Source organism: Pyrinomonas methylaliphatogenes, from assembly GCF_000820845.2.
Classification (GTDB): domain Bacteria; phylum Acidobacteriota; class Blastocatellia; order Pyrinomonadales; family Pyrinomonadaceae; genus Pyrinomonas; species Pyrinomonas methylaliphatogenes.
On sequence record NZ_CBXV010000006.1, the window covers coordinates 50,183 to 64,090 of the forward strand.

Annotated in this window: 13 protein-coding genes; 11 read left to right on the forward strand and 2 right to left on the reverse strand. The window is 58.7% G+C overall.

The window, feature by feature from the left end:
- Positions 1-94: 94 nt before the first annotated feature.
- Entirely contained in the window at positions 95-493 is a 399-nt protein-coding gene (locus PYK22_RS08530; RefSeq protein WP_060635493.1) for a DUF6335 family protein, read from the forward strand.
- Positions 494-937: 444 nt separating this feature from the next.
- Here the strand turns inward: PYK22_RS08530 and PYK22_RS08535 are convergent, their stop codons facing one another.
- Both PYK22_RS08535 and PYK22_RS08540 read right to left on the reverse strand, forming a co-directional pair.
- Entirely contained in the window at positions 938-1,642 is a 705-nt protein-coding gene (locus PYK22_RS08535; protein ID WP_083437724.1) for a PEP-CTERM sorting domain-containing protein, read from the reverse strand.
- Positions 1,643-2,105: 463 nt separating this feature from the next.
- Positions 2,106-3,332 carry an NAD(P)/FAD-dependent oxidoreductase gene (locus tag PYK22_RS08540; protein ID WP_041976202.1) on the reverse strand — a complete coding sequence of 409 codons (1,227 nt, stop codon included), beginning with the start codon at positions 3,330-3,332 and terminating at the stop codon, positions 2,106-2,108.
- A 262-nt stretch (positions 3,333-3,594) separates the two neighbouring features.
- Here PYK22_RS08540 and rpsO point away from each other — a divergent pair, with 262 nt between their 5' ends.
- The 10 genes from rpsO to PYK22_RS08585 all read left to right on the forward strand — a co-directional run bounded on the left by rpsO (position 3,595) and on the right by PYK22_RS08585 (position 13,862).
- Positions 3,595-3,864 carry a 30S ribosomal protein S15 gene (gene rpsO, locus PYK22_RS08545; RefSeq protein ID WP_041976203.1) on the forward strand — a complete coding sequence of 90 codons (270 nt, stop codon included), beginning with the start codon at positions 3,595-3,597 and terminating at the stop codon, positions 3,862-3,864.
- Positions 3,865-4,184: 320 nt separating this feature from the next.
- Positions 4,185-6,323: a polyribonucleotide nucleotidyltransferase gene (gene pnp, locus PYK22_RS08550; protein ID WP_041976205.1), complete on the forward strand. Its 2,139-nt coding sequence runs from the start codon at positions 4,185-4,187 to the stop codon at positions 6,321-6,323.
- A 644-nt stretch (positions 6,324-6,967) separates the two neighbouring features.
- Entirely contained in the window at positions 6,968-7,531 is a 564-nt protein-coding gene (locus tag PYK22_RS08555; protein ID WP_211197651.1) for a PEP-CTERM sorting domain-containing protein, read from the forward strand.
- A complete protein-coding gene (locus PYK22_RS08560) occupies positions 7,524-8,492 on the forward strand; it encodes a hypothetical protein (protein WP_041976208.1) in 969 nt (322 codons plus the stop codon). The genes PYK22_RS08555 and PYK22_RS08560 overlap by 8 nt, the downstream gene beginning before the upstream one ends.
- A 222-nt stretch (positions 8,493-8,714) precedes the next feature.
- Positions 8,715-8,882: a hypothetical protein gene (locus PYK22_RS17545; protein WP_157770771.1), complete on the forward strand. Its 168-nt coding sequence runs from the start codon at positions 8,715-8,717 to the stop codon at positions 8,880-8,882.
- Positions 8,883-9,167: 285 nt separating this feature from the next.
- A complete protein-coding gene (locus PYK22_RS08565) occupies positions 9,168-10,592 on the forward strand; it encodes a glycine--tRNA ligase (protein WP_041976210.1) in 1,425 nt (474 codons plus the stop codon).
- 3 nt (positions 10,593-10,595) lie between these two features.
- Entirely contained in the window at positions 10,596-10,985 is a 390-nt protein-coding gene (locus tag PYK22_RS08570; RefSeq protein WP_041976212.1) for a hypothetical protein, read from the forward strand.
- Entirely contained in the window at positions 10,975-11,658 is a 684-nt protein-coding gene (locus PYK22_RS08575; protein ID WP_041976214.1) for a hypothetical protein, read from the forward strand. Before PYK22_RS08570 ends, PYK22_RS08575 begins: the two co-directional genes overlap by 11 nt.
- A gap of 172 nt (positions 11,659-11,830) precedes the next feature.
- Entirely contained in the window at positions 11,831-12,295 is a 465-nt protein-coding gene (locus tag PYK22_RS08580) for an RsbRD N-terminal domain-containing protein (protein WP_041976215.1), read from the forward strand.
- Between the two features lie 49 nt (positions 12,296-12,344).
- The gene (locus PYK22_RS08585; protein ID WP_041976217.1) at positions 12,345-13,862 is read left to right on the forward strand and encodes a gluconokinase; all 1,518 of its coding nucleotides are present in this window, start codon (positions 12,345-12,347) and stop codon (positions 13,860-13,862) included.
- Positions 13,863-13,908: the final 46 nt, after the last annotated feature.

The following is a 13,908-nucleotide window of genomic DNA, read 5'->3' on the forward strand; positions in this document are numbered from 1 at the left end:
GGCGCGCAAAACCGTTCGCGCGATTGTTCGCCACCCAATACTTCTGTTATATTGCTGCCACCACGAAACCGTAAGGCAAGGGGGATCGCCGATCATGCCGCGAAAAAAAGCTGAAGACTTCGAGTATCTGAGCAATGATCCGGATTTCGTCCCCGATCCGGAGATCGAGGAGTTCATGGAAGAGGAGATCGCGCGCGCGCCACGCGACCCGGAACTGCTGGCCAGACGTTTGCGCCAACACCCGGAAGCCTCGCCCGAAGATGCGGCGGGCGACATCGACGCCGAATGGGAGAGCGTTAACAGTTCCGGTGAAGAGACCGTCGGCGGCGATAACCCGACCCCAGATCAAGACATCGTCGAGGAGATCGGACGCGCCGTCGGCCTCAGCTTTGAGGACAACGAAGAGCTCGACGTGCTCGACAAGATAGAGCGGCGCGATCGCGATCGCTTCGAACTCGATCCACGCTCGAAAACCCCGGATGATTCGATCTGAAGCTCATGAAGAAAAGGAGCCGTGATCGGTCCACGGCTCCGCATTTTTCAACGGGAGGAATGCGCCTTTCGAATGCTGGCTTTGACGGCAGCAAAACTGAAGGGGAAGCGACTCCCCCGGCAGATCGCCCCTCGCCTATCATGCGAAAGTTAAGCGGCGCTCCTACCTTTAGGCAGGATCTTGAAGCGCCGCGCAATCCTTGCCGACGAAGCGCGCAAAGGCATCCGAATTATAACCTCATGACCGTTTTAAAGTCACTGGCGATCAACTTCACGCCACCGCCACCTGCCGCTGCGCGCTGAACCGCCTTTTGTTCCCTTCACTAAAGGTAAACTATCAATCGCCCTGAATTTTCAGGATCGCCTTCGCCAAATCGCAAAGAAGATCCTCATTCGGTCAAATTGACCTGATAGAGCGCCCGAGCTTCAACCGCCGACCAGCCTATCAACGCCGACGGCGCAAACCGGCACCGATCCCGGCTAATCCGGAACCGAGCAGCAGAAGCGTCGCAGGCTCAGGCACGGCCGTGCGCGAATCGGGGACGGCGATGAATTTGTTGACATCATCTGAGCTGTGATTGCTCAAACCGGCGTTATAAGCGAAGGAGTTGCTACCGCCTTTGACGTAGAAATCACCCCACATCGGGGCGCGGAGCGAATTGAAGGTGACAGAGAATCCGCTACCGGCATCATCCAAATTATCGAACTTGACTCCAGTAATGGAGCTACCCGATGGGAACCCGGGATTGCTCGGACCTGGGCCGAAGGTGCCCCAGTCTAAGTCTCCCACACCGTCGGAGACATTGTAGACACATCTCGCATCCTTCGTCTGCTTATCACCGTCAACGCAATTATCCGTCAGATCCAGGATGAAATGGCTGAGATCGGGGGAACCGAATCCCGTGAAAGTGTACGTGTAAGTGTACACGCCGGAGTTCAAGGTGATGTTCCACGTGATGGTGAAGTTCTTGTTGTCGCTGCTGTAGTTCCCCCCGGTGACGATATTTCCAGCGCTCTCCGTGCGGGAGCCGGAGAAGTTGGCTGTTGGCACTGGGGTGCCATAGACCGGATCGGCCTTGACATTCGAGTTGATTAACAACAACAGCATCGGGGCAAGAGCTGAAACGAAGATTCGACGTAAACTAACCATGTTGATCCTCCTCGACTTTAGGGTTGTTGAGGGAAAACCCGCGGCTCAAGTTTTCAACAAGTCAAAACGAAGCGATACTGAAGGCAAAGCCGCTAAGCTTCATTCAAAGCGGCGAGAGCGCACCTTTAAAAGCCTCCGGGCGAGGATCCGCTTTTTCACCTAGAGGTAAATACACAATGGTCTCAGGCTTCCAGAAAATTTTTCGGCGGGTCGGAACGGGCGCCTGGAAATCGAGTTCAGCGGTTAACAGCTTGAATTCAAGGGAGTTTGATTGCCGCTCGGCTCCGGCTGGCGGCGAGCGAATCAAGGGCCGCGCGGTCGCTATCGGACCGGAGCGACTACAATTTTTCCACCCAGAGCGCTTCAGGCTCCCCCCTTAATTCCGCTCGATTAACCTTGATTAACGCTCGAGACGCAATCCACAGCGATCCTTAGCGCTAGCAGACATCCCGATTAACCTTGATTAACGCTCGAGACTCAGCGGGCGCGGAGCGGTCCCTTCGAAGAACCAACTAGCGCCGACGCGCAGCCGATGTTGCCAAGTGGGGAGGCGTGAAGTGTACAGCGCAAAGCGCGCTTGACGCCCGAGCGCGCCGTCGAAAACGACGCCGCCCGCGAGCACAGCAGCGCGTTCCGTGCCCAGACTCACGGCCTCGCCGAGTTCGTGGAACTGTCGCGTTTCAAGCGAGCGCCCTTCGATCAAAGCGCGGATGTTATTCGCCACCAGCCCGGCCTGTTGATAAGCGAGCTGTGCCGTGCCGGCAAGGCGCGGGCTATCGAGCGTTGTACAGAGGGCGATGTCGCCGAGGGCGAAAACGCGCTCGTGCCGCCGCACCTGCAGCGTCGGTTCGACGATGATCAAACCGTGTCGATCCTTTTCGACTTCGAGCGTGTCAACCAACGGATTGACGCGCACGCCGCCGGTCCAGATGGTGGCCGAGGTTTCGAGTTCAGTCAGTCGCCCGCCGTGTTCGACGACGATGCTTTGTGGCATCACGCGTTTGACCGTCGTCTGCGTGTGGACCTCGACGCGCGAAGAGCGCAGCGCGTTTTCGACGTGCTGACGTATCTCTTCGTCCATGCCCGGCACCACTTGCGCGCTCATTTCGACGATGATGACGCGCGGCTCGCCCGGCAACCCGCGGCGTTGAAAGGCATCGCGAAGCAGATCGGCCATCTTAGTTGAAAGCTCGACGCCGCTAGCACCCGCGCCGACGACGACGAATGTCGCCGTCCGACGCGCATCCTGCGGCGCAGCATCGGGCGGGATCCGATCGAGCACGTCGATCATGTGCCAACGCAACCTATCGGCATGCGCGATCTTTCTGAAGGGGAGAGCGTATTCGGAAGCGCCTGCGACGCCTGCGTAGTTCGTCACACCGCCCACGGCCAAAACGAGGAAGTCATAGGCGAGTCGTTTGCCCCGGGCGGTCGCCACCTCGCGAGCCGAAAGATCGATCTCCGTTACGGTATCCTGTATAAAGCGCACGCCCTCATCGAGCAGTTCGCGATAGCGCGGCGCGATATGCCAAGCTTCGACCTCGCCGCTCAGATACTCGTAAAGGAGCGGCGTAAAGAGAAAATGATCCTCTTGGCTGATGAGCACCACTTCGCCGACGCCACTTAGGCCGAGCGCCGTAAAAAGACCGCCGAAACCGCCACCGACGATGATGATCCGCTTGCCGCTCATAGCTCCGCTTCGCCTCGCTTTCGTTCCCACAGATCCTAACAGAAGTCGCGCCTGACAGCCACAATCGGCGCTCTGGGAACGGAGCTCGATTAAGCGGTGCGAGAAGCCATCGAAGCTCTCCGGCTCATCAGGTTGAGTCCCGCAGCTTGCTGGACAGCGCAGCAAAGCGCGTGCTAAATTGTAATTGCTTTGTAAGTAAAACTTTGCGGTTTCCTGGCAAGCGCGTCAGGACGACTGCGGATTGGGAGGGCCATTTCGAGCAGTGGCGTTGTCGAAGGAAGTGAAAGAGAAGATCATCGAGGAGTTTCGCACGCACGAAAAGGACACCGGTTCGCCACAAGTACAGATCGCGCTGCTGACACAGCGCATCAACGACTTGACGGAACATTTCAAAACTCACAAGAAGGATAACCATTCGCGGCGCGGCTTGCTCAAAATGGTCTCGCAGCGTCGCAGTCTGCTGGAATATCTCAGGCGCACGGATATTGAAAGCTACCACGATCTCATCAATCGGCTCGGCCTGCGCCGCTAAAGGTACGGGTGCGAGCGCGGAGCGGATGGACAAGCGAGAAGCACCTTCTCCTGCTGATAGCTTTGCGCCCTTTCGTCGCGCGCGATCAGCAGCGCAGTGGTGTGCGAGCCTGAAGGGGGCGGCGCGAGCTTGAATTTTAGGCTCTCGCCGCAAATTTACTTTATGCTGAAACGGCGGGCGAATCGCTCCTTCGCCGTCGAGATCTTGCAAGCTCGCGCCCGTGTGAACTTCTGCGCCGTGCGACGCTCGCCACTTCATGAATCATCTTAATCCGGAGAGGTCGTCCCTCATGAACAGCCTCTCTGAAGGAGACATGGGTTATGACGACTAAAAAGTATTTAAAGGAAACCATTCGCGTTGGTGACCGCGATCTGACCGTCGAAACAGGGCGTGTCGCCAAACAGGCCGATGGCGCGGTGATCATCCGCTATGGCGACACGATGGTGCTCGTCACCGCCGTGGGCGCTCGGCAACCACGCGAAGGGATAGATTTCTTCCCGCTCACGGTCGAGTACCGAGAACATAACTACGCCGCCGGGCGCATCCCCGGGAACTACTTCCGGCGTGAGGGGCGTCCGACAGAGAAAGAGATACTGACCTCGCGTTTGATCGATCGTCCGTGCCGTCCGCTCTTTGCCGAAGGTTATCGGAACGAGACTCAGATCGCCGCTTCGGTGATCTCCGCCGATCCGGAGAACGACCCGGACGTCATCTCGATCACGGGGGCTTCATGCGCGCTCTACTTTTCGGACATCCCCTTTCACAACCCGATCGCGGGCGTGCGCGTCGGGTTGGTCGAAGGGCGCTACATCATCAACCCGACCTATGAGGAGCTTCGCCATTCGCGGCTCAACCTCGTCGTCGCCGGAACGGAAGAGGCCATCGTCATGGTCGAAGCGAGCGCCAAAGAGGTCTCCGAAGAGATCATGATCGAAGCCCTCATGCTCGCGCACAAAGAGATCAACCGCCTGTGTCGCTGGCAGAAGGAGCTCTACAAATATCTGGAGATCGAGAAACGTCCCGTCGAGCCCGAAGTCCTCGACGAAGAGATGCTGCGCCGTATCGAAGGCGAGTACACGGAACGCCTGCGCGCAGCGCTCGATACTTCGCAACAAGGTAAGCTCGCTTCCTATGCCGCCGTCGAACAGCTCAAACAAGAGATCGTCGAATCCTACCCGGAAGATCAACTCGAGCAGCGCGCAATGGCCAAGCGCGTCTTCGATTATCTGAAAGAGAAGATCTTCCGCGACGACATCCTGAATCACCGCCGCCGTCCCGACGGGCGTCGTTTCTCCGAAATTCGCCCGATCACGTGTGAAGTCGGTTGGCTTCCGCGCGTACACGGCAGCGCGCTGTTTACGCGCGGCGAAACGCAAGCGATCGTCACCACCACGCTCGGGACGAAAGAGGACGAACAATTCCTCGATGATCTAGAGCTTGGCGAAGTGCGCCGCCGCTTCATGCTCAATTACAACTTCCCACCCTACGCGGTCGGCGAAGTCGGTCGGTTCGGTAGCCCCGGCAGGCGCGAGATCGGGCATGGAGCGCTGGCCCGGCGCGCGCTCGAAGCCGTGCTGCCAGAAGAGGCAGATTTCCCCTACACGATCCGCGTCGTCTCAGATATCACCGAATCGAACGGCTCGAGTTCGATGGCTTCGGTCTGCGGCGGTAGCCTTTCGCTCATGGATGCCGGAGTGCCGATAAAGACGGCGGTCGCCGGCATCGCGATGGGCCTCGTCATGGAAGGGAACAAATACGCGATCCTCTCGGATATCGCGGGCGCCGAAGACCATTACGGCGATATGGACTTCAAAGTCGCCGGGACGAAAGACGGCATCACCGCTCTCCAGATGGACATCAAGATCTCCGGCGTCAACGCCCAGATCATGGCCGAAGCGCTCGAACAGGCTAAACGCGGACGCCTCCACATCCTCTCCATCATGGAGAAGACGATCGCCGAACCGCGCCCCGGCATCTCGCCCTACGCGCCCCGGATCATCCAGATCAAGATCAATCCCGAACGCATCCGCGATGTGATCGGACCGGGCGGCAAGATCATCCGCGCGCTCGTCGAAGAGACCGGCGCGAAGATCGACATCGAAGACGATGGCACCGTCTCGATTGCGACCTCAAACAGCGCCGCCGCACAGGCGGCAGTGGAACGGATTCGCGGGCTGACGGCGGAGGCCGAAGTGGGCGAAACCTACCTCGGCACGGTGACGCGCATCGCCGATTTCGGCGCGTTCGTCGAAATCTTTCCCGGCGTCGAAGGCCTGCTCCACATCTCGGAGATCGCCGCGCATCGCGTCCGCAACGTGCGCGACGAACTGAAGGAAGGCCAGCAGATCATGGTCAAATGCATCGCCAAAGAAGGGAATAAGATCAAACTCTCGCGCAAAGCGGTCCTGCGCGAAGAGAAGCAACGCACAGAAGCCGGAGGGAAAAGCAACTTCAAATAATCCGAAGCTTCACTCGGTCGGCAAGGCGCGCCCGCCGATGTGACAACCGAGAGCAAATAATCCGAAGCTTCTCCCGTCCAATCGTAGTCAAGAGGTTCGCTCATCGGCGAACCTTTTTTGATGGGCCAATTCAATGCGGCGCTAATTCAGATCCCCTAAAACATCTCTCGCTGAGCCCTCCGGGGACCTCGCCCCGTGACAGCATCTCCCTCAAGAGAGCCCCGCAAGTCACCACCCGACCCATCCCCTCCCTGAGTGACTTTGAACTTCTGGAATTTCGAGCCCATTCTCAATCTACTACGTTATGCATAGCCGAAAAGCGGAGAAGGAGATTGGTTCTGATCGATGACGATTATCTCTGGTGAGCGACCCTTTCAAGAGGCGAGGAGAAAGGAGCGGCACTCCGAAGAAAGCATCTCTTCAGTGCGCTAACCAGAAGGCATCTTGAGAGGCTTAGGGCTGAGATAGGCCGTCCCGGAAGCTCCCAGATCACTTGGAGTGCGGCGCGATCGAGTTAAGATTGTGGGAGTCGCAAAAGGAGCTCTTTCGATCAGTTTTACGTCGTGCAAATGATTTTAATTTTGCTAACTAGTTTTTAACCGTTTTTTATCCGAAGCGATTGCGGAAATAAGGAGGGTCTCGCGGTGAAAGCTCTTTGCCCTATGCTTGCCTTGCTCATTCTCCTTGCCCCTGCGCAAGCCGCTCCTATTCTGTACCGAGACGTGACCGTCGTTTTCGCTTCGGAGGACGGTGTAGATCTGCGGACTACGAACCGGTCGGATTCGGATCAACAAGGTTCAAAACAGAATCAAACTATCCAATCCTCTTCTGGTCCAAACGATAGCGGTTCAAGAGCGGTTCTGAACGTTCAGGCGCAGAACGTCGAGACCATTGAACTTGGCGATGTGACGGGATTGATCTGCGATTGCGGCGAGATCGCCGTCCCCGGTGGCGGCAGCTTCCCCAAGTGGCCTTTTCTTGCGCTAGCGGCGATCCCGCTGGCGTTCATCGGGGGTAGCGATCATGCGCTCAGCTTCCCGCCCCAACTTAATCCGACGCCTACGGCGACGCCGACTTCCACGCCGCAGACGCCCATTCCGGAACCATTCTCTCTGCTGCTATTAGGCACGGGGCTCTCGCTTCTCGGCGCGAGGCGCAAATTCAAGCGCGAGCTCAGACATCCGAGGGGAGGAATGAACGATGCGTAACAGGTCGGTGTTTTTCGCCTTCGTCCTCGCCCTGTTCGCAGCCTTCTGCTCGACTGGCATTGCGCAGGTTAAGAAGAGCGGACGGCTCGATTTCGGGCGCATCGAACTTTCGACCGCTCCCGGTGGATATCCGCTTCTGGTAGACGATCGCCCAGTCGGCGAGACGACGAGCGCCGTGCGTTATATCGATCTCCCTCCGGGCAAACACAAGCTTGAGATCCAATTTCCGAACGGCGTGCGTTGGGTGCGCGAATTCGATGTGATCGCCGGTCGGCGCCAATGCATCAAGCTCAACTACAATCCGCGCGTCGTCCGCATCCCGCGTTCGCCATGCCCTTATGCGGTGAGCGTTTCGGCGCCGAACATCGTAAACGATGGCGATCTGATCACCTTCACGGCCAACACCACATACGCGGGCGACAAGAGTTTGAACTACACTTGGACCATCAGTCCGGCCTCGGCGCGCATCATCAGCGGGATGGGATCATCAACCGTCACCGTCGATTCGACCGGACTGGGCCAGCAGAGGGTTATCGCCATGCTTATGGTCGATGATGGATCAGGCGATCCGCGTTGTCGCCAACAGGCGAGCGTGGCGACCAAGGTCTTCAAGCAAACTCCGCCGTCGGTCGTGGCCCAACGTTTCGACGAATTCCCTTCGATCTCTTACGACGACGACAAAGCGCGTCTGGACAATTTCGCCATCGAGTTACAGAACGCTCCCGGAGCGCGCGGTTTCATCATCGTCTATGCCGGCCGGACCAGTCGCCCGGGCGAAGCTGATCGATTGGCGGCGCGCGCGCGTAATTATCTGATCGGCGTTCGCGGCCTCGAGGCGCATCGCATCGTGACGGTGAACGGGGGCTATCGCGAACGCAACGGGTACGAGCTGTGGATCGTCCCGACGGGCGCGACTCCGCCGCAGCCGACCCCGGACAAACCTTTGCAGGCCAACCGCTGAGACGCTCCTTTGCAAAACTAAGGCGCTCTCTACGCCTGTGCGGCGCGATGCCGGTTTGGCATCGATTTTTGCCGCCGTTTCGGCAAACCGACAATTGAACAGAGGGCTATTACATCGAGGCTAGAGCGAACGCTTTTGATTCATCCCGCTTGACCACCCTATGCTTTATGTAGTAACAAGGGCTAGTTTTTTTGAACATCCGGATTAAGGAGGGAGATTCAGATGGCCGAAGGTGAAAGTTCAGGCGGCGTGGGAGCGGTAGCGATCATCGCGATCCTCGTGATCCTTCTGCTCGCCGTCTTCGTCGTCTTCAAGAGCGGTTTGCTCGGCGGACGTAGCGTACCTTCCAAGGTTGACGTCAACATTCAAACGCCGGGAAGCGGCAAGTGATCTGACCCTGCTCCTTACGACTCTCCCCCTTCGAATCCCATCAGCATCCGAAACGACGCCTGTGCGATGGACGCAAACGATCGCTCTGCTCTTCGGTTGAGCGAGACCGGGCGTCACGCAAGATACTCACGCCATCATAATCGCAAATCGGAAAGGCCGGCGAGAGTTTCGGCGACGGCTCTTCCCCGTCATTCTAAAAGGTTGACTTTTGAGGGGGGAACGTCTCAAATTTGGTTTTCGACTCTTGAGGATGAGAGACCGCTATCTTTAAGGAGAGGAGGCAACGTGCCGGCACCGAACATCGAAACCATCGCTCAACTGGCGAAACGTCGCGGCTTCGTCTTCCCGTCGGCTGAGATCTACGGCGGATTGGCGAGTTCATGGGACTATGGACCGCTTGGCGTCGAGATCTGCAACAACGTCAAGCGCGCTTGGTGGCGCTGGATGGTCTATGAGCGCGACGACATCGAAGGGATCGATACGGCGATCATCATGAATCGTTTGGTCTGGAAATATTCCGGCCACGAGGACACTTTCAGCGATCCGCTCGTCGATTGTCGCGCCTGCAAAAGCCGCTTGCGCGCCGATAAACTCGAGAACCATTCCGGGCTACCGATTGAGCAAGCCATCGCCGCGGGCGCGGTGAAGTGTCCGAACTGCGGTTCGACCGACTTGACCGAGCCGCGCCCTTTCAATCTGATGTTTCGCACGCAGGTTGGTCCGGTCGCTGCCGAAGATGATCCATCGGCGCTCGCCTATCTACGCCCGGAAACGGCGCAAGGGATCTTCGTCAACTTCCTCAACGTTCAACGGACGGCGCGGCGCAAACTCCCCTTCGGCATCGCGCAGATCGGCAAATCTTTTCGCAACGAGGTGACGCCGGGCAACTTCATCTTCCGCACGCGCGAGTTCGAGCAGATGGAGATGGAATACTTCGTCCGTCCGGGCGAAGACGAGCGTTGGCACGATTACTGGATCGAGCAATGCTTCAACTGGTACACCGGGCTTGGCCTCGATCCGAAGAACCTGCGCCTTTACGAGCAGCCGCCCGAAGAACTGGCCCACTACTCGAAACGCACGGTCGATATCCAATACCGCTTCTTCCCCGAACGCGAGCAGGAAGAGAAGCAATGGGATGAGCTGATGGGCATCGCCAACCGGACAGATTTCGATTTGCGCGCGCATTCGAAAGGGCCTGTTGACGCTGAAGGCAAGCGCCTCAATCCCGACTCGACCGAGGATCTCTCCTATTTCGATGAAGCGACGCGCGAACGATTCTATCCTTACGTGATCGAACCGGCAGCAGGCGTCAACCGTTCGGTGCTCGCCTTCCTGATGGACGCTTACACGGAGAAGGAGAGCGAGCGAGGCGAAAAGCGCATCGTGCTCAGGCTTCATCCGGAACTTGCGCCGATCAAAGTGGCCGTGCTGCCGCTTGCCAAGAACAAGCCGGAGATCGTGCGCATGGCCAAAGAGATCAAGCGGATGCTTCAACCCGCGATGCGCACCGTCTATGACGACACCGCGGGGATCGGCAAACTCTACGCGCGACAGGATGAGATCGGGACGCCTTATTGTGTCACGGTCGATCATCAATCGCTCGAAGACGAAGCCGTCACCGTGCGCGATCGCGACACTTGGCAACAGGTGCGCGTCAAAGTCGCGGAATTGACCGAGCATCTGAAGAAGCGTTTGAACTTGAAGTGCTGAGCGATGGCCATCTTCAAAAAGCAAGATCAGCGGACCGAGGCGCGCCTGCTTCTAGAATCGAGCGGAGAGGTTGAGCTTCCGCCGGCGGAAGTCGATGCGGCGGCGATCGTCATGCAGTTCGAGCAGTGGCGCCCGTTTTTGCCCGAACTGTTCGAAACGCTGCGCGCCGGAACGATCGCCGAACCGGTTCCGGTGATGAACGACGCCGCGACTTTCGCCGTGCACGGGCGCACGCGAACCTTTTGGGTGAAGATCTGGCACGCTTCGGTTGAGCGGACGCGCATCGAGCGCGTGCAGGTCCTCAGTTGCCTGCCGCTCGCTCGCGGCACGCGCGTCATCGCCCGAACGCTTTTCGACGAAGAGACGGATGGTGAATCGGAAGATGACGAGTGAGGAGCGGGCGGAGAGCAACGCCGAATTGGTGCGCGCCTTTCTGCTTCCGACGATCTTTTTGACGGTCGCATTGCTCGGTGGGGTGCGCGTCACGCAAGCTGGCGAGCTTCTTTTCCTCCCGCCGCCGCTCATCACGTTGCTGCTCGCTTCGCTCCTTCTGCTGCTTTTCGCGCGCGGGCGGTTGATCGAACTCGAACAGTGGTTTTCCTATCGCCTCTCTCCGCTCACGAACCTTTCGAACGCGCTCACGTTGCTGGCGATCTTCTTCGCCTCAGCCCAAGCCCTCAACGCCGCGCTGCCGGAGAGCGGACTTCTCCACTGGATGCTCTCTTTCTTCTTCCTCTGGACGCTCTGGAACGACCTCTTTGCCCCTTTCGATGCGCGCAGGCTCACGCGCAGTCTCGGCGTCCTCCTCGGGACAGCCTTCATCTTCAAACACATCTTGGTATCCAGCCTTTACGCGCCCGAGGGGAGTTGGCCCCGGAAGCTGGCGAGCGCCCTTTTCGAGGGCGTAACGCTGGGGATGGCCCATCGCTTTGCGGCAAGCAGCGGCTACATCGCCTTTTTCGCGCTCGCGCTATACGTCGTCGGGTTGATCCTGACCGCACGGTTACGCCCACCGCGTATTGAGATCGTCGCCTCGCGAGGGGATGATCATCTCATGCGCGATTGACTTAAAGGCTTGTCTCGATGAGCGCCTGTATGGTAAATCTCTCCCGCATTTTTTAACTTCGAGGGCTTTCGCGTCGAGGATCGCGCCCGACATGCGCCATCCTCTATCGAAATGAAGAGAGAGGATGGATCTCCCCCGCCATTCTCCGCCCGACGCAACTTGAGGAGCAGGTATGAGCGCATCATCGGCATTGAAGATCATGTGCGAGGGGCTTCGCAGCAACGTCGATGCGATCACGCTTTCTTGGGTCCAGCGGGTCAAACACAGCAAGCGGATCGAATCCGATGAGAGATTAACCCTTTCGCAGTTGATCGATAACATCCCGGAGATGATCGAAGAGATATGCGAACTATTGACGCAAGATGAGGGCTTCGATTTCGAGAAGTTGCGCGCGGCGAGCAAGCACGGATTCATGCGCTCGGTCGAAGGTTATGCGCTGAACGAACTGCTGCTCGAGCTCGAGATCTTGCGCGATTGCGTCTTCAGTTTCATCGCCGACTACATCGCCGATAAGCGCATCGCCGGGCACGAAGCCGTGCGCGCGTTGCGACAGATCAACCGCTATTTCAGTGACGATGTCCTCTTCGTCGTCGAGTATTATTTACGACACGGCGGCTTGCGACCGAGATCGGAATGAAGGACCCTATTCATCCGAAAGAGATGACTTAAGATGGCGCACAGGCTCGATGGCTCAACTGCAAAATGAGATTTGCGAGGTGACGCTGGCGCGGGCAACGAGCCCCATCCTGCTCGCCATAGACATCGGATCATCGAGCGTGCGGGCCGCGCTCTTCGATGGTCGCGGGCGCGAAGTGGTGGCCACGCAAGCGAGGCGGGCTTGGAGTTTTCGAACCGCTGACGATGGCTCATCGGAAGCCGATGCCGAAGAGCTACTGGCGATCGTCGTCGCGGTGATCGATGAAGCCCTCTCACGCTCCCCGCAAGATTTGACCATCGAAGCCGTTGCGATCTCATGTTTCTGGCACAGTCTCGTCGCGCTCGACCGCAACGGCCGCCCGCTCACGCCGATCTTCGGTTGGGCGGATACGCGAGCGAGGCACGCTGCGCGCGCGCTACGTTCGAGATTGGATGAGAGCGAATTTCACCGTCGCACCGGCTGCCGCTTTCACGCTAGCTACTGGCCCGCCAAAATCGTTTGGTTGCGCGAACATCATCCAACGCTCTTCGCCGAAGTCGGCAGATTTGTCTCTTTCAGCGAGTTCTTCACCGATCATCTGCTGGACCGATCGGCGATGAGCGTTTCGATGGCTTCCGGGACCGGTCTTTTCGACCAGCGCGGATGCGCGTGGGAGGAGCGGTTGCTCGCCGAACTGCGCTTGCGCCCAGAGCAACTTCCCGATCTAGCCGATGCGCAAGATTTGAACGCGAACCTCCGAACTGAATTCTCGAAAAGATGGCCGCAATTGCGCCGCGCGCGGTGGTTCGCTCCCTTCGCCGATGGCGCGGTCAGCAACGTCGGTGAAGGGAGCCTGGAGCGCGAGCGCGCCGTCATCATGATCGGCACCTCGGGTGCGATGAGAGTGATCTTCGCTGGCGAACCGCCCGAAGATTTACCTTCGAGTTTGTGGTCATACCGAGTGGATAGACGGCGCGTCGTCATCGGAGGCGCGCTCTCAGATGGCGGCAACCTGCGAGAGTGGCTGTGCCGCTCGTTGATGCTCGATGAGGCGACGCTCGACGCGGAGCTGGCGCGTCTTGCGCCAGGCGGACACGGGTTGACGGTGCTTCCCTTCTGGTCCGGTGAAAGGAGCACCGGATGGCACGATGAGGCGCGCGGCGCGATTTTAGGCTTATCGCTGCACACGCGCCCGATCGAGATCGCTCGCGCGGCGATGGAAGCCATCTGTTACCGCTTCGCCGCCATCGCCGACGCTTTGCGCGCCGTTGCGCCCATTGAAGAATGGATCGCTTCGGGCGGCGCGCTTCAAAGATCCGTTTTCTGGACGCAGATGCTCGCTGATATCCTCGAACAGCCGGTCGGACTTTCCGGCGTCCGCGAAGCTTCGAGCCGCGGCGCAGCGTTGCTGGCGCTGGAAGCGATGGGTCGGCTTCGCTTGTGCGACGTGCGCCCCACCATCGTCCGACGTTTCGAACCGGAGGCGGAACGCGCATCGCGTTACCGCGCCGCGCGCGCGCGCCACGAGCGCCTCTACCGCCTGATCCTCGAAGCTGATGATCCCTGAATACTGGCGTTCCGGATAGCGTTCGGGGATTGAAGAAAATTCGCAG